We start from the raw sequence: 19,182 nt of genomic DNA on the forward strand, positions 1-19,182 counted from the left end.
TTTCGCCTTTTTCACTGATTCTGCTGAAAAAACCTCGTATCCGGATTTTTTCAGTGAAAATGTAATTCCACGATTTAAATTTTCATCATCTTCAACCACGAGTATACCAGGCATAGCATATGCACCTCTCTTTATTAACTATATATATTTAATATCAGAGTAGATATTGTTTTTATTACTCATCTCCCAACGTCCTGCACTCTATTTGTGGTATGGTTCCCCATGTATGATCCGATACCCGCGGTAAATCTGTTCAAGCAGAATCACACGCATTAACTGATGTGGGAAGGTCATCGGCGAGAAACTGAGCAGCTCATCCGCCTGCTTTAGTATCTCTGGATCAAGTCCGATCGATCCGCCGATGATAAAGATAATATGGCTTTTACCTTCGATGCCGAGCCTGTCCAGCTTGCGTGCAAACGCCTCGGAGGACATTTGTTTCCCTTCGATTGCCAGGGCAATCACATATGCGTCATCCTTCAGGTATCTGGCAAGGCGTTCGCCTTCCTTCCGGCGGATCAGCTCCTCTTCCCTTTCACTTGCCCGATCCGGCGTTTTCTCGTCGGCAACCTCTATGATCTCCGGTTTACAGTAGCGGCTCAGCCGCTTGCTGTATTCCTGAATCGCCCCTGTGAAATATTTTTCTTTTACTTTTCCTACGGTTAATATCGTAATTTTCAACGTTTTCCTCGCTTTTTTTGTAAATCGGCAATATATTTTCTCTAATGAATGACTTCTTCATAGGTCTGCATGACATTATTACACATCAAGTGCCAGACTGATGCAAAGTGCATAATTGACACGGTGCAAAATTGCATCATCTAAATGGCATACTTTCTCCTTGAGGCGCGATTTATCGATCGTACGGATCTGTTCCAGCAGAATGACGGAGTCCTTCATCAAATGATATTTACCGGCATCCAGAGCAATGTGCGTCGGCAGCTTTGCCTTGTTCATTCTTGATGTAATCGCCGCACAGATCACTGTGGGACTATGGCAATTGCCCATGTCGTTCTGTATGATGAGAACCGGACGGACGCCTCCCTGCTCTGAACCGACAACCGGCCGCAGATCTGCAAAATATATATCGCCTCTTTTAATATTCAAACCATTTCACGCTCCATTCTGATAAATTCTCACCTCATATGCGTTTCTCAGACGTTTGTTTCCTATGTACCTGACAGGAATCCTCTTGAAAGAATCCGTATATGAAATGTTATTTCCATTATTACCAGAAAATGGAATCGTTATACGTTTGTTTCTATCTGTCCCATAAATAGTACAGATTAAATGTCAAATTCGGGATAATAATCCTTTGTCTCTATCTTTTGACCGTGGCGGTAATACACACGCGGAACACGTTTTCCGACATCACAGACAAACTCATAATTAAAGGAATACGCCATATTGGCAACCTCCTCAATAGAGATATAACCATCGCCGTCTCTTCCAACGAGAGTCACATCATCCCCCTGTGTGACATCCGGAATATCCGTGACGTCCACCATAAACTGATCCATGCATACTCTTCCGAGGATCGGTGCATACTGTCCGTGAATCAGGACATGCCCTTTTCCGGACAATGCTCTCGGATAACCATCGGCGTATCCGACAGGAACGGTGGCTACTCTTGTCTCTCTTGTTGTCGTAAATGTGCCGCCATAACTGATCTGAACACCCGGCTCCAGTGTTTTCACATAGGATACATACGCCTTTAACTCCATTGCCGGACGCAGAAGGATCTTGGACTTATCCACCTCTTCGGACGGATACATACCGTAAACAGCAATACCGTCTCTTACCATATCAAGATTTACCTGCGGCATTTCAATGATACCGGCACTGTTGGAAACATGCTTGACTGGGAATGTCACGCCGGCCTCCTCCAGTCGCTTTACAAAGTCCTGATAACGCTCAAACTGCTTTAACGCCCAAGTCTTATCAGTCTCATCCATTCTCGCAAAATGCGTAAAGCAGCCGTCAATTGATATATTCGGAAGCTTTGCGATCCGGCAGATCGTCTCAAGACTTTCGTCATCCTGCTTAAATCCGATACGGCTCATACCGGTATCTAACTTGATGTGAATGCGTGCCGTTCTGCCAAGTGCCTCTGCAGTCTGTGAAATCTCCTGCGCCATCTCCCAGGTAAATACTGCTGTCGCAATATCATGCTTGATCATCGCCGGATACAATGCCTTTGGGGTGTATCCCAAAATCAGGACAGGCTTATCAATGCCAGCCTGACGAAGCTCGATTCCCTCCTCCAGGATCGCAACACCGTAGGCGTCGGCAACATCGTCCAGTGTCCTGGCGACCTCTACCGCTCCATGACCGTAGGCATCCGCCTTGATGATCGCCATCAGCTTTGTTCCCGGTTTAGTGAGTTTTTTGGCATTTACGACATTTTCATAAATCGCATCCAGATCAATATTTGCATATACTCTATAATAATCTCTCATTGTTATCTCCATTTCTTTCGAGTCACAGTGTATGTCTATGTCTATACAACGTCACTGCTCTTCTTGTTATTTCGGCAGGATCTGCGGCAGCATATCAAGCAGATCGCTGGCGATCATGCTGTACCGTCCGCCTCTGTCCCTGACGTACTCATCGGCAGCAATGCCGTGCAGACAAACAGCCAGAACTGCCGCTCTCTTCGGTCGCATTCCCTGTGCCAGAAGTCCGGCGATCATGCCAGTCAGCACATCCCCGGTGCCTCCCGTGGAAAGTGCATTGTTGCCGGTAGTATTAATATACACCTCTCCTCCGTCGGTGACAACTGTTCTGGCATCTTTTAATACCAGCGTCTGTCCATTCGCACATTCGAGAGCCAAAAGTGCCTGATCAACGATCCTTGCGCGGATCAGAGGAAGTTCAAAGCGTGTAAGTCTTGTCATTTCCTGCAGATGCGGCGTCATAACAACATTGGCAGACAGTGCAAGCTTTCTTGTACCGTCCTCACGCTCTACAAAATATTCATCCTTGCCGGAAAGAACATTCAGTCCGTCCGCATCAATGACGATCGCTTTATTTTTCTCCTTTAATACTTCGGTTAAAAGGATTCCTGCCGGTTCCTTTGTCCCAATTCCGGGACCGATCACGATGCAGGAAGCCCATTTGATTTCCTCCTGCAAACGTCCCGACAATTCGAGCCGGTTCTCCGGCTGTGAATAGTCAAGTGTGCTGTCATACGTTGCCACCAGTGCTTCCGGCAGTCTGGTACGGATCACTGTGCTGTTTTCTGCAGCTGTAAACACCTTTACCAGCCCGCTTCCCATACGTCCGGCTGCCGCAGCGCAAAGATAGCACGCGCCGCTGATCTCCGCCGATCCGGCGATCACAAGAACCTTTCCGTAGCTTCCTTTATTGGAACGAAGAATCCGTGGCGGCATCAGTTCCATGGCATCCTGACGGGTCAGGGTATACGCTCTTGGCCTGATCTCCTCCACTGCCTTTTTCGGAAATCCAATATCTGACACGATCACCGTGCCTGCATAATTACAACCCGGAAATAATACAATTCCACGCTTATTGGTGCCGAAGGTTATCGTAAAATCGGCCGCTGCAGCTACCGCCAGGATCTCTCCGGTAGTCGCATTAACTCCGGATGGAATATCCACGGCAAAGCGCAATGCATCCTGTTCGTTGATCCAGTTGACGGCATCTGCAAATTCTCCGGCGATTTCTCTGGAAAGACCAATTCCGAAAATCGCATCCAGTATAACATCATATTCACCCGAGGGAAGTCCTGTGCATATGTGTAGTCCCAATTTTCGGACAATGGCAAGCTGCTTTTTCATTTCTTCACTGGCATGCTCCTCATTGCCGATCAGACAGATTGTCACCAAAAATCCGTCCTCCCACAGCAGCCGTGCCGCCGCAACACCATCACCGCCATTGTTACCCATACCACATACGGCTGCCACATGACTGCCCGGTTCTGCATTTGCCTTAACGCATGCCGCTACGGCAAGTGCTGCCTTTTCCATCAAAACCATCGATGGGATCCCGATCTCTTCAATAGACATACGGTCAATTTCTTTTGCCTCTCTGGCATCTGTAATATACTGCATACGCAATCGCTCCTTTCCATTATTAATTCTATTTTGTTTCATGATTTAATTTAATCGTCTGTATGCTCCGCACTGTGTTCCGCTACCGCATACGCCATGGCAAGGGAATCGGTGTCTGTCAGGGAAATATGGATCGCACCGATATAATGCTCTCTGGCGTAAGCAAGGGTGTCCTCTGTTAATTCTACATACGGGGCACCGTTTTTTCTGCGCAGGATCTCGATCTGTTCCATCCGGACCTTTCCGCTGATCCCGGTTCCAAATGCCTTTGCGACGGCTTCCTTTCCGGCAAAATTGGATGCTGCACAGGCTGCCATCCTGTGTCCGCGCTGTTGGATCAGCTCCCGTTCCCTCTTTGAATAATAACGATGAAGAAAATGCTCATTTTTCTCAATCGCCTTTTTCACCCGTGCAATCTCGACCAGATCTGTCCCAACTCCGTAAATAGCTGTATTATTCTCCAATTTCGTTTTCCTCCAGATTGCCCTTCCATACCTGATGCTCTCTGTCAAAGATCTCAACGACCTCTGCTCCGAGAAGATTATGCATATATTTGTACATTTGTGTATTTCGCATTTCCATATCCTGCTTCTTGAGGATTTCGTCCTTTAAGCGTTCTCTGGTTGCCTTCACCCACTCGTTGATTGCCTCGATCTCATGAGTATTATCCATTAGTTCCTGATAACAGACACGCATGCATTCCACTAAAAGCTCTCTGTTCGCCTGTTCGATCTCTGTGGGAAGCTCACACACAAGCTGCTCAGCCTTTTCCCTTTTATCCTTCAGGTCTGCCAAAAGCTTTTGATTCCGGTCCTGCTTCATGGAACGGATCGGACTGTCCACCTCATGTCCATCCGTCATATTATCAACGATGTTCTTCATCAATACCTTTTTGGCTTTTTCGTATTCCTTCAGATCATTATTCGTCTGTCCCTGCTTCTGGATCAATTTATTTAAACGCTTTTCTAGTGCCTTTATCCTGCTTGTTTTGCGAAAGTCCGGAAAAAGCTCATGCCACCTTGCATCTAGTGGAAGCAACGGGATCTGCCTGTTTTGAAGTGATTCTAAAAAATAGACGGTCCTTTGTTCCTCTTCCTGTCTTTTCCTCTTTCTTCCCATGAAAGTTTCCTCCCTTCCGAGCATACGCTTGGTTTTGTTTAAAGCTAATTATACCACAATTGGCATTTTTTGAACAACATTTGATTATTTGAAGATAGTTTTGTATACTATTGGTTAACTATACGAAACAGGCTCTAAGCCAACATCTGAGCAATGCCGCCGTATAATAGAGTTTTGGGCGGGGAAAGGGAATATTATGACACTTGAAACAGCAAAAGAATTATTAGCAAAGTACCATCAGGAGCATGTGCTGCAGTATTATGATACACTTTCTGATACAGAGAAAGCCGCACTTTTGGAGCAGATTGAGGAAACAGATTTTTCGGTGACGGAGCAGATCACCGCCGGTAAGGGTGAGCAGGCACGCGGTGTGATTACGCCGATCCAGGCAATGACACTCTCTGAGATTTCGGAGAATGCAGAAAACTTTACCGAAACCGGACTGGAAGCAATCCGTGCCGGCAAGATTGCCGCTGTTCTTCTGGCAGGCGGCATGGGTACACGTCTTGGCTCCGACAATCCAAAGGGAATGTATGATATCGGTATTACAAAACCGGTTTATATTTTCGAGCGCATCATCCGTAATCTTTTCGATGTGGTTGACCAGGCAGGCACATGGATCCATCTGTTTGTCATGACCAGTGACAAGAATCATGAGGCAACAACCTCTTTCTTTGAACAGCAGAAATATTTCGGCTACAATCCGGAGTACATCCACTTTTTCCGTCAGGAAATGGCTCCGGCAGCAACCTATGAGGGTAGGGTCTATATGGAATCCAAAAGCCGTATTGCCACATCACCAAACGGCAACGGCGGCTGGTTTGCTTCTCTAAAGCGCGCAGGTCTGCTCTCTCTGATACATGACGCCGGAATCGAATGGCTGAATGTATTTGCGGTAGATAATGTGCTGCAGCGCATTGCCGATCCTTGCTTTATCGGTGCAACACTCTCCCGGAAATGTAAGGTAGGGGCCAAGGTTGTCCGCAAGGCTGACCCTGACGAGAAGGTTGGAGTAATGTGCCTCGAGGATGGCAGACCTTCTATCGTTGAGTATTATGAACAGACAGAGCAGCTTCGCAACACCAGGAATGCAGATGGCGAGCCTGCTTACAATTTTGGTGTGATCTTAAATTATCTGTTCCATGAAAAGTCTCTGGAGGAGATCTGTGATACCGCACTTCCGCTTCACGTTGTTGAGAAGAAAATTCCATATATGAATGAGGCTGGTGAGTTCATTAAACCGGAGGAACCAAACGGCTGTAAGTTCGAGTCACTGATCCTCGATATGATCCATCTTCTGGACACCTGTCTTCCTTATGAGGTTGTCCGCGAGAAGGAGTTTGCTCCTGTCAAGAATAAAACCGGTATTGATTCCGTAGAGAGTGCCCGCGCACTGCTTCAGCAGAACGGATATACTTTATAGTTTTTTTCTTTCTGATATTTGGTGTTATGCTCAAAAGATTTTTGAAATACTGTACGAAAAACCGGACAGCAGTCGTAATGATTGCTGTCCGGTTTTTCGTACAGTAAAGTGCTTATAGTGGAGTATAAATCCAGCGAGAATTACGAAGCAATTTTAGAGTGCAAAACGTCCCAAAGCTTTTATTGCTTCCGGTAGTCTTCTAAGACTCTGTGTCGATCAGAAAATCCGCCAGGATCTGATTGCTGACATCAATGCCATGCTCCGTCAAACAAAGATAACCATCCCTCGTCTGTTCCAGCAAGTGCTCCTGTTCATAACGCTGTATCACCGGTCCGTAAACAGACATGATATCCACCCCAAACCTACTTGAAAATTCCTGCTTTGAGATGCCCTGTATCATTCGAAGACCCAGAAACATAAACTCTTCCATCTGTGCCGTCCTCTCCACCTTCTCGACATCCTGCATACATTCAAGAATCCCGTCTTTGTTGACAGCGTCTATAGAAACACTCTCCTCCAGCTTTTTAATATATGCTTCGTACTGCTTTGCCTGCAGCGGTACCTGAAAACGATAGCCTCCCAGATAGGAGGACGCATTAACTCCGACGCCAAGGTACTCACCACCGGTCCAGTAGACACAGTTGTGTACACATTCCATATCTTTATGTGCATAATTGGAAACCTCATACCGGTGATATCCGTTTTCATCCAGAAACCGTTTCGTCCACTGGTACATTGCGCGATCCGTCTCTTCATTCGGACAGTTCAATGTCCCATTTTCCTCCCAGTCTCCAAAAACGGTCCCCGGTTCTACGATCAAACTGTAAGAGGATATATGCTCCGGCTGAAGCTTTACAATTCTTCTTAGGGTTTTCTGATAGCTTTCCATCGTCTGACCCGGAATTGCCGCCATCACATCAACATTAATATTGTCTATTCCACTCTCCCGTACCTGATGATACGTTTCCAGAAACTGCTCATAGGTATGGATCCTGCCGAGCATGCTTAACTCTTCATTAACGGCTGACTGCAGACCGAGACTGACCCGGTTGATGCCCATCTGCTGCCATGCGGTCAGATGTTCCTTCGTCACGGTTCCCGGATTGGCTTCTGTGGTATATTCGATCAGATCACTGCATTCAAAGGACTCTCTAATCGTCTGTCCGATGCGCACAAGGCATTCCGGGGCAAGGCAGCTTGGAGTCCCACCTCCCAGAAACACCGTGTACAGCTTATAATCCTTTCTGAGACGTTCTCCCCAGCTCTTTATTTCCCGGCACAAAAGTGCTGTATACGCCCGCTTCTCATCCTCCCCGGCTGCTGCCGAATAGAAATCACAGTAACGGCACTTCTGTACGCAAAACGGGACATGAATATATAGCGACAGATTTCTTTTATTCTTCATCCAGCTTTAAGACAGACATAAATGCCTGCTGCGGAATCTCGACATTACCAAACTGACGCATCCGCTTCTTTCCTTCCTTCTGCTTCTCCAGAAGCTTTCTTTTACGGGAAATATCACCACCATAGCATTTTGCAAGCACGTCCTTGCGCATCGCCTTAACGGTCTCACGGGCAATTATCTTGCTGCCGATCGCTGCCTGGATCGGAATCTCGAACAACTGTCTCGGAATCTCCTTTTTGAGCTTCTCACACATCTTTCTTCCACGCTCATATGCCGTATCTGCATGAAGAATAAAGGACAGAGCATCGATCTCCTCACGGTTGATCAGAATGTCAAGCTTCACAAGTTGTGACGGTACATATCCCTTCATCTCATAATCGAGCGATGCATAACCGCGGGAACGGGATTTTAATGCATCAAAGAAATCATAAATAATCTCATTCAATGGCAGATCGTACTTTAAGACAGCACGCGTCTCCTCGAGATACTCCATACCATTATAGACGCCTCGGCGCTCCTGACATAGATTCATGATCGCACCGACAAACTCCGTCGTAACCATGATCTCTGCAGAGACCACAGGCTCCTCCATATGCTCGATCTCAGACGGATCCGGCAGATTAGATGGATTCGTAACATCGATCACCTCACCGTTGGTCTTATAAACCTTATAGATAACACCCGGAGCCGTTGTAACCAGATCCAGATTGTACTCTCGCTCTAATCTCTCCTGAATGATCTCCAGATGCAAAAGACCAAGGAAACCACAACGGAATCCGAAGCCGAGTGCAACAGAGGTCTCCGCCTCAAACTGGAGAGACGCATCATTTAACTGCAGCTTCTCGAGCGCATCACGAAGATCTCCGTACTTAGCACCATCTGCAGGATAAAGACCGCAGTATACCATCGGCTGCACCTTTTTGTAACCCGGAAGTGCCTCCGCACAAGGGCGTTCCGTCAATGTGACCGTATCTCCGACACGGGTATCTCCGACATTTTTAAGACTTGCGGTAATATAGCCAACCATACCGGCAGACAATTCCTCACACGGAATAAACTGACCGGCACCAAAAATACCAACCTCGACAACCTCTGCCTTGGCTCCGGTCGCCATCATTGTGATCTGCTGTCCCTTCTTTACCGAGCCATCGAAGATACGGCAGAAAATGATCACGCCCTTATACGCATCATAGAGAGAATCAAAGATCAGAGCCTGCAATGGCTTGTCTATATCTCCGGATGGTGCCGGTATCTTTGTGATGATCTGTTCCAGTACCTCCTCAATATTGGTTCCCATCTTGGCAGAAATAAGCGGTGCATCGGAGGCATCCAGACCAATAATGTCCTCGATCTCCTCCTTTACACGTTCCGGCTCTGCGCTTGGCAGATCAATCTTGTTGATAACCGGCATGATTTCCAGATCATGATCCAATGCCAGATAACAGTTTGCCAGTGTCTGCGCCTCGATGCCCTGCGCTGCATCCACGATCAGGATTGCTCCCTCGCACGCCGCAAGACTTCTGGAAACCTCATAATTAAAATCGACATGTCCCGGTGTGTCGATCAGGTTAAATACATATTCTTCTCCGTTTTTCGCCTTATATACAATACGCACGGTCTGCGCCTTGATCGTAATGCCACGCTCTCTCTCCAGATCCATGTTATCCAGAACCTGCGCCTGCATCTCACGGCTTGTCAGAAGACCGGTCTTCTCAATGATACGATCTGCCAGCGTTGATTTTCCGTGATCAATATGTGCTACAATACAAAAATTCCGGATATGGGATTCATCAATTCGTTCCATTTTGTTACCTCATTCTGTTCTTTATTAAATCATATGTCTGCGCACAATTTCTGCGCATAACGGAGTTTCGAAGAAACTCCTAATATGAGTCCTTTGGACTCATTATATCATATGTCTTCAATGATTGCCTTCGCGCACATTGTATCATAAATCTATTTTTCCGACAACACCTGATTCAGCACCTTCGCCAGAGGTCCCATGGCATTTTTCGCCTCCGCAAGCGTGTTATTTTCGTTTCCAAGCTCGATCAGCAACGATCTTTTCCTCATATGGAGATTGTACCGATAGCTTTTTAAGTACACCGGCTTGGCAAGGTTTGGATACAGCTCCATGCATTTCATTTTCATCTGAAGGCTAAATGACAGATTCGCCTGCAGATTATCGTTTTTCAAATAACGGATGTCCCCCTTACGGTTTCTGGAAAGTCCGTTAAAGAACATTACCTGCGCTGTTTTCTTTCCATTGATCGTTGTCAGGCGATGCACCTTGTTACCGACACCGTCTCTGTGCAGATCGATCACAACCTGAATGGACGGATTTTCTTTCAAGGCTTTCTTTAGTCCCGTTGCAGCTTTATTATAAGCTTTGTTGCGGTCAATCTTTCCGTTGATCCGGTCATATTCCGTTTCGTCATGGATCACCTGATAACCATATTTCTTTTCCAGAATGTCCGCGAGGTATGTCCCGACTCCGACAACCGATTCCGACTTATCCCCCGGCTTGCTGTCAATAAAATGCTCGGAAGCACCGTGCGTGTGAAATATGTAGATCTGCGGTTCACTTGTCTTTTTCATGGACAGGTTTGTGTTTAACAATGCTTCGACATCAAAGATTTTTTTGTTGATGGAGGTTGAAGAATCTACAATATAAAAATTACGAAGAAGATAGTTGAGACTTCCTGTTCGCTGCAGATTCTGGATTTTTTTCTGATTATCCATACCGGAGGAAAGAACCATTTCTTCTTTGTTGATCTTCTGACTGTTTTTATTATTTTTCTCACGATACGTCTGATTTTCCTGCATTGCCGCATCGGCAACGGCTGCATCCGCATCCAACTCCAGAGAAGTTTCTACCGCATCCTCTTCCTCCTGTTCGGCTTCCTTCTTTGCCAGAACGATCTCATCACAGGCTTCCAGTGCCCGGCTTCCCCGCGCCCAGTGGGCTGCCGCACCGCTCCAGGTTCCTTTTGCTAAACTTCTGCCGGGATAAAGCATTGCAAATTCACTCATGCTTTTATCCTCCCGGACGGCAAGCTTTTCCTCATTGCCTGCCAGATAGGCAAGAACCGGCACGGCATTAAGAAGCCACCTGCCTTTTTTGTTCTGCTCTCCCTGTTTAAAATAAGATATGGTATCGCTTCCTGCCGCCCCGGTTTCTACCAGCCATGCCGCACTCTGTTCGTTCAGACTTCGCAGCATAGAATTCTGTTTCCAGAGCAATGCGAGCATACAACCTGTCCCAAGAAGAAAGAACACTATAAAACGTGCTTTTACTTTTTGTGTCATATTGATTCCCATACTCGCCCCATACCTTTCCTATTGCTGCCGTTTTACATTTGCACTATTACAGTTTATGCATCAATAAAGGCGTTGATTCCTCTTGCAACAAGTTTCCCAATTTCCCGGATCTGTTCATCAATATCCTTAGGTGTTACAAACAGCTGTCCGATCATCTCACCGGCGAAGCTTTTCTGGAACAGATCGATCTGTTCCAGGGTGTAGCCCTCCTTGAGCAGAGTGTTCTCCATACATTCAGATACGATTGTAGATGCATCGACAACCGTTGGTACCCCAATTGCAATAACCGGTATCCCTAACTCCTTTTCGTTGATCGCATTGCGGTTGTTACCGATTCCTGCTCCCGGGCAGATACCTGCGTCGGTAATCTGGATCGTTGTGCAGAGACGGTGCACGCTTGCTGCTGCCAGTGAATCCACAACGAGAAGGCAGCAGGGCTTTACTTCGTGGATAATTCCTCCAAGAATTTCTCTGCTTTCCATTCCGGTCTGCCCCATTACTCCCGGTGCGACAGCACATAATGTCCTGCTGCCTGTCATCAGATCATGAAAATACTCTTTAATATGTCTGTTTACCTGCACATCATCCAAAACAAACGGTCCCAGTGCATCCGGCGTTGCAAAGCGGTTTCCAAGACCTGCTGCCAGATAGACATTTCCCTCCTTCGGGGCAAGCTTTTGTATCGTCTGCGCAATGATCATTTCAATGGTCTGCGCTGTCTTTTCCCGTTCATCGTCATCATCATATTTTCCCTTCTCTGTCAGTTCAAGCGTAATGTAATTACCGATGGGTTTACGCATCTGCTCCTGCCCCTTCTCTTTTTTGATCGATAAAATCGTAAGACGTATCCTGCCATCAAGATAATTCTCCTCCTCCAGTACCACTCCGGACACCTCTACATCATCCCCCGGAAAGCTTTCTCTGACCTCCAGTGCAAGATCGGTTCTTCTCTCCATTGCCCCTGTTCTCCCTTCTTTTTTCAAAATTGGTCCTTTTATCCTATTTTTTGTAAAAAAATGAAAAATATGTATTGACAACACAAAGAGAATCCCCTATTATATATGAGTATGTTTACATCATAGTGACCGTGTCCACAGATTGATGGAACAGTAGATTTCACGATTGGGAGGTGTAAAGAGAATGGCTAACATTAAATCAGCAAAGAAGAGAATTTTAGTTGATCGCAGAAATGCAGAGAGAAATAAAGCAATCAAGTCAAGCGTTAAGACTGCTATTAAGAAAGTTGACGCTGCTGTAGCTGCTAAGGATAAGACCGCAGCTGATACTGCTCTGGTTGCAGCAATTTCAGAAATCGATAAGGCAGCCAGCAAGGGTGTATTCCACAAGAAGACTGCTTCCAGAAAGATTTCCCGTCTGACACTTGCTGTCAATAAGATTGCATAATGAAATCAATTTTTATACAAAAAAGAACTGCTTAGGTGTGGGCAGTTCTTTTTTGTATGTTTCTTACTTTGTAGAAAATCTATGATTATTCATTCTCAATAACTTTAGATTCCTACAAAATTAAGAATGCTTTGTTGGAAACCTGACTCCTTCTATTTCTTATTCTATTTCATCAGTATATTCCTTTTTAATATATACTGCTTTGTCTTCATTCCACAGCTCTTACTGAAAGTAAAACGCAGTCTCTTGCTGCAGCCCTTCCAGGCACCTTTCTCAATCTTAGTAAGCTTCTCCGATTCAAAGGAGATTCGGCTCAGCTTCCTGCTGTTATAAAATGCCTTCCTGCCAATCTGCTTGACATTCCTGCCAACAATCACGCGAGTCAGCTTTTTCTTCTGTGCCAATGCCTTCTTCTCGATCTTTGTAACCGGATATGAATATCCTCTCATCGAAATCTGAGCCGGTATCCGTACTGTTCCTCGATCCTTATTGATACCGATTACACTGACACTGCGTGTTTTCGGTCCGCTTTTCGTCACCTTATAACGGATTCCCTTTTTCGTCACAACGGTGCCTTTTTTCACAAAGGCATCGACAGCACTATCCGCCAGCTTGGAAGCAATGTCCTTGCTGTCTGCTCCTGTCCAGGTGGAGATTACACTCATGCCATCTTTATCAAGACCGGACGGATCCGGAGATGCAGACGGTTTCGTTGATGCAGGCGGCTGTGTGCTTCTAACCGGTAACGGCGTATTGGTTTTCACTGGGACCGGAGTATTCGTTCTAACCGGGACCGGTATTCTGGTAACGACAGGCGACGGTGTATTTGTCTCGCCCGGTGCCGGAGTATCTGTTCCGCCAGTGCCCGGTTTTGTTGTCTCACCCGGTGCCGGAGTATCTGTTCCGCCAGTGCCCGGTTTTGTTGTCTCGCCCGGTGCCGGAATATCTGTTCCGCCGGTGCCCGGTTTTGTTGTCTCGCCCGGTGCCGGAGTATCTGTTCCGCCGGTGCCCGGTTTTGTTGTCTCGCCCGGTGCCGGAATATCTGTTCCGCCGGTGCCCGGTTTTGTTGTCTCGCCCGGTGCCGGAATATCTGTTCCGCCGGTGCCCGGTTTTGTTGTCTCGCCCGGTGCCGGAGCCTCCGTCTCAGAAGGAGGATTCGTTGCCTTTTCGGTTGGAACCGGGGTCGGTATCTCCTGACAGATTTCAAAGCTGCGGCTTCCTTTTACCATCATTACATGTCCCGGAAGAATTTTCTCGCCCTGCTCATCAAGATATCCAATGATATATTCGATATCCTCGATCTTCTCCGGCATAATATATTTCTGTCCGTATGCCACCTGTTGTACTTCTATGTTCTGCTTTTCGCCATCCTTCACAATATAAAAATTGAATTCATACTTATCTCTCTGCAGATATATTTCCACGCAGGTAGTACCATCCGGAGCAATCGTTGTCTGTTCCAGAGCTGTCTTATCAGCAAGACAATATCCGCTTCCAAACATCTTGTGAATGCTTTCTGCCACATCCTTTGTCTGATACATCTGCAACAGATCCTCCTCAATGCTAAGATCCGTCGTTCCACGCAGATCGACTGTCTCGCCCTTTACATAACCCACGCCATTCAGATTCTCATAATATGGAATGATCTGGTATCTTGTATCTTCTCTAGGAAGCCAGCATGCATATAAAACGAGATCATGATTTGGTAATGCATAAGTCTCTCCCGGTCTGCCGGCAGCCAGACGGCTTCCCTTCTCGATCGTCCACCCATCAAAGATATAGCCTGTCTTTTGTAACTGCGCTTCCGGCAGTACAACAGACTGTTCAAACAGACCAAAGATTGGATCGAGTGCCTTGATATCTGTCAGCACACTTCCTCCATCCGGATCAAAGCTTACATTGTATTCACATCGCTGGAAATAAACATTTAAGATCAAACTTCCATCCGCCTTGACAATCCCTGTCAGCTTGGAAGATCCCTCATCCAGATAAAAGCCCGGGAACATATCCTTATCGGCTCCAACCTGTACCTTTTCCCCTGTAAGTGCTTTCATTGTATATGTACTGACACGTTCATATGTCTTATCAAGCCTCTGCTTATAATACTCGATATGATAATCAACCGGTGCCGGGGTCCAGACCGCATACAACGTGGTATCCTTCTCAATATAAAACTGCTTTGCGCCTGCAGAGGTTTCCTTATCCAATGACCATCCCGCAAACTCATAGCCAAGCCTCTTAGGCTGCACATCAACGGTTGCCTCTCTGCCGCTCCAAACAGCATAAAGACGGACGGTTTCTTCCTGACTGGTAAGACCGTTGACACTGCCTCCATCGTAATAGACTGCACTTCCTGTCGCAGTTTCGGCCCATCCTACAAAATCCGAGTATACCGTGAGAAATTTTGTATCACTGGATGCCTCCGGTGCATTTGTGTCAAGTGTGATCCTTTTCTTGTTGATAAAGGAGTTCATGGTCAACGAATAATCATGACCATAGTAAAGATTGCGCATCACAGACATCGATCCGCCGGAAGCACATCCGGAAACAAACTCAATATTATACATGATCGGTGTAAAGTACCGATAGACAGTACAGCCATCATCCCCGACCTGCTTCATCGAGCTGTATATATATCGATATCCTGTATAATACGCACTGACCGATGTATCGCTGCCAATCGTTTCTCCACTTACAGTCGTTCCATATTCCGCCTGCCACAGATGGCTTCCAAGCTGCTGTCCGGCATCCGGTCCTACCTGAACGACGTCAATACAGAATACATTTCTGGACGCATTTTTAAAATATCGATATACAACAGTTCCTTCTGCCTGAACGATACTGTCAGAGCAGCCGACATAATCCCTTCCCGGATAGTAAATACCGGAGCCTGTACTGCAGCCGATTGCCGAACCGCTTGCAAGCTCCCCGTACTCCGCCTGAAATGTTGTTGTTCCAAGAACCTCCTCGCCGCCTGCCGTCTGTAAAACATCAATGCAGGTGACATCACATTTCTTAGGGACTGCCTTCCAGTGCGCATACAAAGTGACTCCCTTTTCGATAAAATCTCCTTCGTTAAGCTTTACACCACCGTCTGCACTGGTATACCATCCATCAAACAGATACACGTTGCGGTCGCGCCTTCTGACCGGCACCGGCAGCTTATGGATCACATATTGGTTTGAGAGCTCCGTATATGCCTCTCCCTTCTCAGACATCTCGCCACCCATGGCATTTAATGTGACATCATCCTCCTCATCCCCCAGAAAAATACCAGGATTCAGATCGTACCAGTAAGAAACCCTATCCGGAGAATGTATACCAACGTAATAGGTCCTTTCCTGAGCGATGGCAAGCATCAGCGAATATTGGGAATCCGTCCAATTTGCTCTGGAATCCGTGCTGTATTCGTACTCCAGACTGAGCATCTCCCCCTTCTGATAACGTGTTGTCTTGATCGAATAACAGGGATAATCCTTGATAAGATCTTTTGCCCACTTGCCGTAGATAATAAAACGTCCACGACATTCCATATCATCTCCAATGCCAAGACAAAATCCATCTCTGATTTTGATTGCTTCCTTGTCATTGCGTCTCGATCCGAATAGATTGGCGAAATGAAACTTCCAGCCGGTTGCATCCGTATACGAATACACATCGTATGCATATGCCTTCATATAATTATTCCGGCTAATACGCACTCCTGACACGCAGGGGTTACTGAGTCCCTTTCCGTAACGTTTTCCGATATCTGCCGCCATAACAGTCGGAAGCTTTTCTTCTGCTTTGGCTTTCTTCGCCGGATAACATATCAGACTTAAGAAACCAAGCACACACACAACACAAAGTAATATCATGCGTTTCATTAAAAATAACTGTTTATCCATGATAACCTCTTTCCTCTCTGTCCTTCAGACAAATTGCAGGTTTCTCTGCAGTACAGATATCTCATCTCCCGGTTCTGATATCTGTACTGCACTTTTCGCATCACGGAATAAACTCTCTGTTTGTGAAAGCCATTATAGCAATCCGCTTTTCGTTCGACAAGTGGAAAAATCGCACAAATTTTCTTTTAAAAAAACGTCAATATAGCAAAAAGAATATATACAAAATCGTATATATTCTTTCGATAAATTATATATTTATCTGTTATTCACAAAATAATACCGAAAAAAAAGCATCAACTTTTATACTGACTGTCTAACACTTTATTCCAGATATCCTCCCTAAGCTTCTTCCATTTGTCGGAATGCTTTACATAATATAATGGACACAGCTTTCCTGTCACATCGTAATGGCGGATGATATCATCCGGCGATTCGATCTCATACCGGTCACAGAGCCAAGCACACAGACGGATCAGAGCGTGATATGTTTTCCGGTTAAATTTGCCGTTCTTGCGGGGATGACAACATTCAATAGAGATTGTATCACTGTTCCTGTCATTCGATGCATATGCGATCTCATCCAACGGAATACATTGAACAATCTCACCCTTCAGACCGATCACGAAATGACTGCTGACTTTATTGGAGCTTATCTCTTCCTGATCCTTACGGCTCTCAAAGTAATCCCTGTTTGCCTTGGCTCCGGTTCCGGGATTTGCCGTATAATGGATCACAATCCCCTTGACGTGCTTAAGCTTTGTCCCCGGTCTGGAATTAGGATTTGTTGTCAGGAAATCCTCAGTGATCTCCGGCTGCTCAACCCGGATCTTATCGTATGCCACTACCGGATGCTTCGCAAAGTAGCGGTTATAGATAAATCCGGTCACCGATAACACCATTCCAAGTAACGCTGCCGCAACAATCCCAGCCGCTGCTACCAGAATGATATTTCTTCTGAGCTGCTGTTTTTTCTTTCTGGTCAGTTTCTTCATGTTCTCTTCCTATAGAAAAGGGATGCCGTATAAGCACCCCTTTTGATCTTGGTAAATAAGATATCCAAATTACTCTTCTACGCTGTAGTTTGGAGCCTCCTTGGTGATATGAATGTCATGAGGATGACTTTCTCTTAAGGAAGCGGCTGAAATCTTAACGAACTTTGCCTTCTCCTGCAGTGCCGGAATATTCTCAGCACCACAGTATCCCATACCGGAACGGATACCACCGATCAGCTGGAATACAGTATCCTCAACAGTTCCCTTATATGCGACACGACCCTCTACGCCTTCCGGAACAAGCTTCTTGGCATTGCTCTGGAAGTAGCGGTCCTTACTTCCGTTCTCCATGGCAGAAATAGAACCCATGCCACGGTATACCTTATACTTACGACCCTTGAACAGCTCGAAGGTTCCCGGACTCTCGTCGCAGCCTGCAAAGATACTTCCCATCATGCAGACACTTGCACCTGCAGCTAAAGCCTTTGTCATATCTCCGGAATATTTGATACCACCATCGGCGATGATAGGCACACCATACTTGTTTGCAACCTCATAAGCATCCATGATCGCTGTAATCTGTGGCACACCAATACCTGCCACGACACGTGTGGTACAGATTGATCCAGGTCCGATACCGATCTTAACACAGTCAGCACCGGCTTCGATCAGATCTCTTGTTCCCTCTCCGGTTGCTACGTTACCTGCAATGATCTGCATATCCGGGAACTCCTTACGAATCATCTTGACACAGTTGAGTACATTCTTGCTCTGTCCATGTGCGGAATCCAGTACGATACAGTCAACATGCTTCTCAGCAAGAGCAGCCACACGGTCAAGTACATTCGCGGTAATACCAACAGCAGCACCACAGAGAAGGCGTCCCTGTGCATCCTTTGCAGCCAGTGGATACTTGATCTGCTTCTCTATATCCTTAATGGTGATCAGTCCTGTTAAGTTACCCTCATCATCAACGAGTGGGAGCTTCTCCTTGCGGGAAGCAGACAGGATCTTTTTCGCTTCCTCAAGAGTGATTCCCTGCTTTGCAGTGATCAGTCCGCGGGAAGTCATAGACTCCTCAATCTTCTTGGAAAAGTCTGTCTCAAACTTAAGGTCACGGTTTGTGATGATACCAACCAGCTTTGTTCCCTCAGTGATCGGTACACCGGAAATACGGAACTTCGCCATCAGCGCATTGGCATCCTCTAATGTATGCTGTGGTGACAAATAAAACGGATCTGTGATTACTCCATTCTCTGAACGCTTAACCTTATCAACCTCATCTGCCTGTGCTTCGATCGACATATTCTTATGAATAATACCGATTCCACCCTGTCTCGCCATGGCGATCGCCATACGGTTCTCTGTAACCGTGTCCATTCCTGCACTCATCATAGGAATGTTTAACTTGATAGATTTTGTCAGATGTGTCTCCAGAGACACCTGATTAGGAATAACTTCAGAATACTGTGGTACTAAGAGCACGTCATCAAAGGTAATTCCCTCAGCAATAATCTTACCCATTTTATTATCCTCCTTATCATTTTGTGTATTAGCA

General features: G+C 46.2%; 15 protein-coding genes and 1 pseudogene. 2 read left to right on the forward strand and 14 right to left on the reverse strand.

Going from position 1 to position 19,182, the window contains the following annotated elements; translation table 11 throughout:
• The 7 genes and pseudogenes from ACZLMD_RS03625 to ACZLMD_RS03655 form a co-directional block, all read right to left on the reverse strand.
• Positions 1–114, reverse strand: a pseudogene (locus ACZLMD_RS03625) (response regulator); the annotation flags it as partial.
• Between the two features lie 87 nt (positions 115–201).
• Positions 202–681: a 23S rRNA (pseudouridine(1915)-N(3))-methyltransferase RlmH gene (gene rlmH / locus ACZLMD_RS03630; protein ID WP_022306828.1), complete on the reverse strand. Its 480-nt coding sequence runs from the start codon at positions 679–681 to the stop codon at positions 202–204.
• Positions 682–759: 78 nt separating this feature from the next.
• Positions 760–1,107 (reverse strand): type II toxin-antitoxin system PemK/MazF family toxin, encoded by a 348-nt coding sequence (locus ACZLMD_RS03635; protein WP_022306827.1) that lies wholly within the window; start codon positions 1,105–1,107, stop codon positions 760–762.
• A gap of 179 nt (positions 1,108–1,286) precedes the next feature.
• Positions 1,287–2,459 carry an alanine racemase gene (gene alr, locus ACZLMD_RS03640; protein ID WP_022306826.1) on the reverse strand — a complete coding sequence of 391 codons (1,173 nt, stop codon included), beginning with the start codon at positions 2,457–2,459 and terminating at the stop codon, positions 1,287–1,289.
• A gap of 66 nt (positions 2,460–2,525) precedes the next feature.
• Positions 2,526–4,073, reverse strand: coding sequence for an NAD(P)H-hydrate dehydratase (locus tag ACZLMD_RS03645; protein WP_482523526.1), 1,548 nt, complete (start codon positions 4,071–4,073; stop codon positions 2,526–2,528).
• A gap of 50 nt (positions 4,074–4,123) precedes the next feature.
• Positions 4,124–4,537, reverse strand: a complete 414-nt coding sequence (acpS, locus tag ACZLMD_RS03650) for a holo-ACP synthase (RefSeq protein ID WP_455056932.1) — start codon at positions 4,535–4,537, stop codon at positions 4,124–4,126.
• Positions 4,527–5,192 carry a hypothetical protein gene (locus tag ACZLMD_RS03655; protein ID WP_022306822.1) on the reverse strand — a complete coding sequence of 222 codons (666 nt, stop codon included), beginning with the start codon at positions 5,190–5,192 and terminating at the stop codon, positions 4,527–4,529. Before ACZLMD_RS03655 ends, acpS begins: the two co-directional genes overlap by 11 nt.
• Before the next feature lie 196 nt (positions 5,193–5,388).
• Between ACZLMD_RS03655 and ACZLMD_RS03660 the strand changes: the two genes are divergently transcribed.
• A complete protein-coding gene (locus tag ACZLMD_RS03660) occupies positions 5,389–6,615 on the forward strand; it encodes a UTP--glucose-1-phosphate uridylyltransferase (protein WP_482523527.1) in 1,227 nt (408 codons plus the stop codon).
• A 199-nt stretch (positions 6,616–6,814) separates the two neighbouring features.
• Here ACZLMD_RS03660 and hemW read toward each other — a convergent pair whose 3' ends face one another.
• From hemW to gpr, 4 genes are all read right to left on the reverse strand, one after another.
• Entirely contained in the window at positions 6,815–8,020 is a 1,206-nt protein-coding gene (gene hemW / locus ACZLMD_RS03665; protein ID WP_489495134.1) for a radical SAM family heme chaperone HemW, read from the reverse strand.
• The gene (lepA, locus tag ACZLMD_RS03670; RefSeq protein ID WP_118559647.1) at positions 8,010–9,824 is read right to left on the reverse strand and encodes a translation elongation factor 4; all 1,815 of its coding nucleotides are present in this window, start codon (positions 9,822–9,824) and stop codon (positions 8,010–8,012) included. The genes hemW and lepA overlap by 11 nt, the downstream gene beginning before the upstream one ends.
• A gap of 152 nt (positions 9,825–9,976) precedes the next feature.
• Positions 9,977–11,341: a stage II sporulation protein P gene (gene spoIIP / locus ACZLMD_RS03675; protein ID WP_489495135.1), complete on the reverse strand. Its 1,365-nt coding sequence runs from the start codon at positions 11,339–11,341 to the stop codon at positions 9,977–9,979.
• 53 nt (positions 11,342–11,394) lie between these two features.
• Positions 11,395–12,297, reverse strand: coding sequence for a GPR endopeptidase (gpr, locus tag ACZLMD_RS03680; protein WP_489495136.1), 903 nt, complete (start codon positions 12,295–12,297; stop codon positions 11,395–11,397).
• A 184-nt stretch (positions 12,298–12,481) separates the two neighbouring features.
• Here gpr and rpsT point away from each other — a divergent pair, with 184 nt between their 5' ends.
• Entirely contained in the window at positions 12,482–12,745 is a 264-nt protein-coding gene (rpsT, locus tag ACZLMD_RS03685; protein ID WP_022306816.1) for a 30S ribosomal protein S20, read from the forward strand.
• Positions 12,746–12,909: 164 nt separating this feature from the next.
• Here the strand turns inward: rpsT and ACZLMD_RS03690 are convergent, their stop codons facing one another.
• The 3 genes from ACZLMD_RS03690 to guaB all read right to left on the reverse strand — a co-directional run bounded on the left by ACZLMD_RS03690 (position 12,910) and on the right by guaB (position 19,148).
• Positions 12,910–16,632, reverse strand: a complete 3,723-nt coding sequence (locus ACZLMD_RS03690; protein WP_489495137.1) for an InlB B-repeat-containing protein — start codon at positions 16,630–16,632, stop codon at positions 12,910–12,912.
• A gap of 293 nt (positions 16,633–16,925) precedes the next feature.
• Positions 16,926–17,624, reverse strand: a complete 699-nt coding sequence (locus tag ACZLMD_RS03695; RefSeq protein ID WP_022306065.1) for a peptidoglycan recognition protein family protein — start codon at positions 17,622–17,624, stop codon at positions 16,926–16,928.
• Positions 17,625–17,693: 69 nt separating this feature from the next.
• Positions 17,694–19,148, reverse strand: coding sequence for an IMP dehydrogenase (gene guaB / locus ACZLMD_RS03700; protein WP_022306066.1), 1,455 nt, complete (start codon positions 19,146–19,148; stop codon positions 17,694–17,696).
• Between the last annotated feature and the right edge of the window lie 34 nt (positions 19,149–19,182).

It is taken from the genome of Jutongia sp. (assembly GCF_057878315.1).

What these genes read in the sequence shown, in the direction of transcription:
- alr (WP_022306826.1), bottom strand. Translation starts at nt 2,459, where the DNA reads ATGAGAGATTATTATAGAGTATATGCAAATATTGATCTGGATGCGATT.
- ACZLMD_RS03645 (WP_482523526.1), bottom strand. Translation starts at nt 4,073, where the DNA reads ATGCAGTATATTACAGATGCCAGAGAGGCAAAAGAAATTGACCGTATG.
- ACZLMD_RS03655 (WP_022306822.1), bottom strand. Translation starts at nt 5,192, where the DNA reads ATGGGAAGAAAGAGGAAAAGACAGGAAGAGGAACAAAGGACCGTCTAT.
- ACZLMD_RS03660 (WP_482523527.1), top strand. Translation starts at nt 5,389, where the DNA reads ATGACACTTGAAACAGCAAAAGAATTATTAGCAAAGTACCATCAGGAG.
- hemW (WP_489495134.1), bottom strand. Translation starts at nt 8,020, where the DNA reads ATGAAGAATAAAAGAAATCTGTCGCTATATATTCATGTCCCGTTTTGC.
- lepA (WP_118559647.1), bottom strand. Translation starts at nt 9,824, where the DNA reads ATGGAACGAATTGATGAATCCCATATCCGGAATTTTTGTATTGTAGCA.
- spoIIP (WP_489495135.1), bottom strand. Translation starts at nt 11,341, where the DNA reads ATGGGAATCAATATGACACAAAAAGTAAAAGCACGTTTTATAGTGTTC.
- gpr (WP_489495136.1), bottom strand. Translation starts at nt 12,297, where the DNA reads ATGGAGAGAAGAACCGATCTTGCACTGGAGGTCAGAGAAAGCTTTCCG.
- rpsT (WP_022306816.1), top strand. Translation starts at nt 12,482, where the DNA reads ATGGCTAACATTAAATCAGCAAAGAAGAGAATTTTAGTTGATCGCAGA.
- ACZLMD_RS03690 (WP_489495137.1), bottom strand. Translation starts at nt 16,632, where the DNA reads ATGGATAAACAGTTATTTTTAATGAAACGCATGATATTACTTTGTGTT.
- ACZLMD_RS03695 (WP_022306065.1), bottom strand. Translation starts at nt 17,624, where the DNA reads ATGAAGAAACTGACCAGAAAGAAAAAACAGCAGCTCAGAAGAAATATC.
- guaB (WP_022306066.1), bottom strand. Translation starts at nt 19,148, where the DNA reads ATGGGTAAGATTATTGCTGAGGGAATTACCTTTGATGACGTGCTCTTA.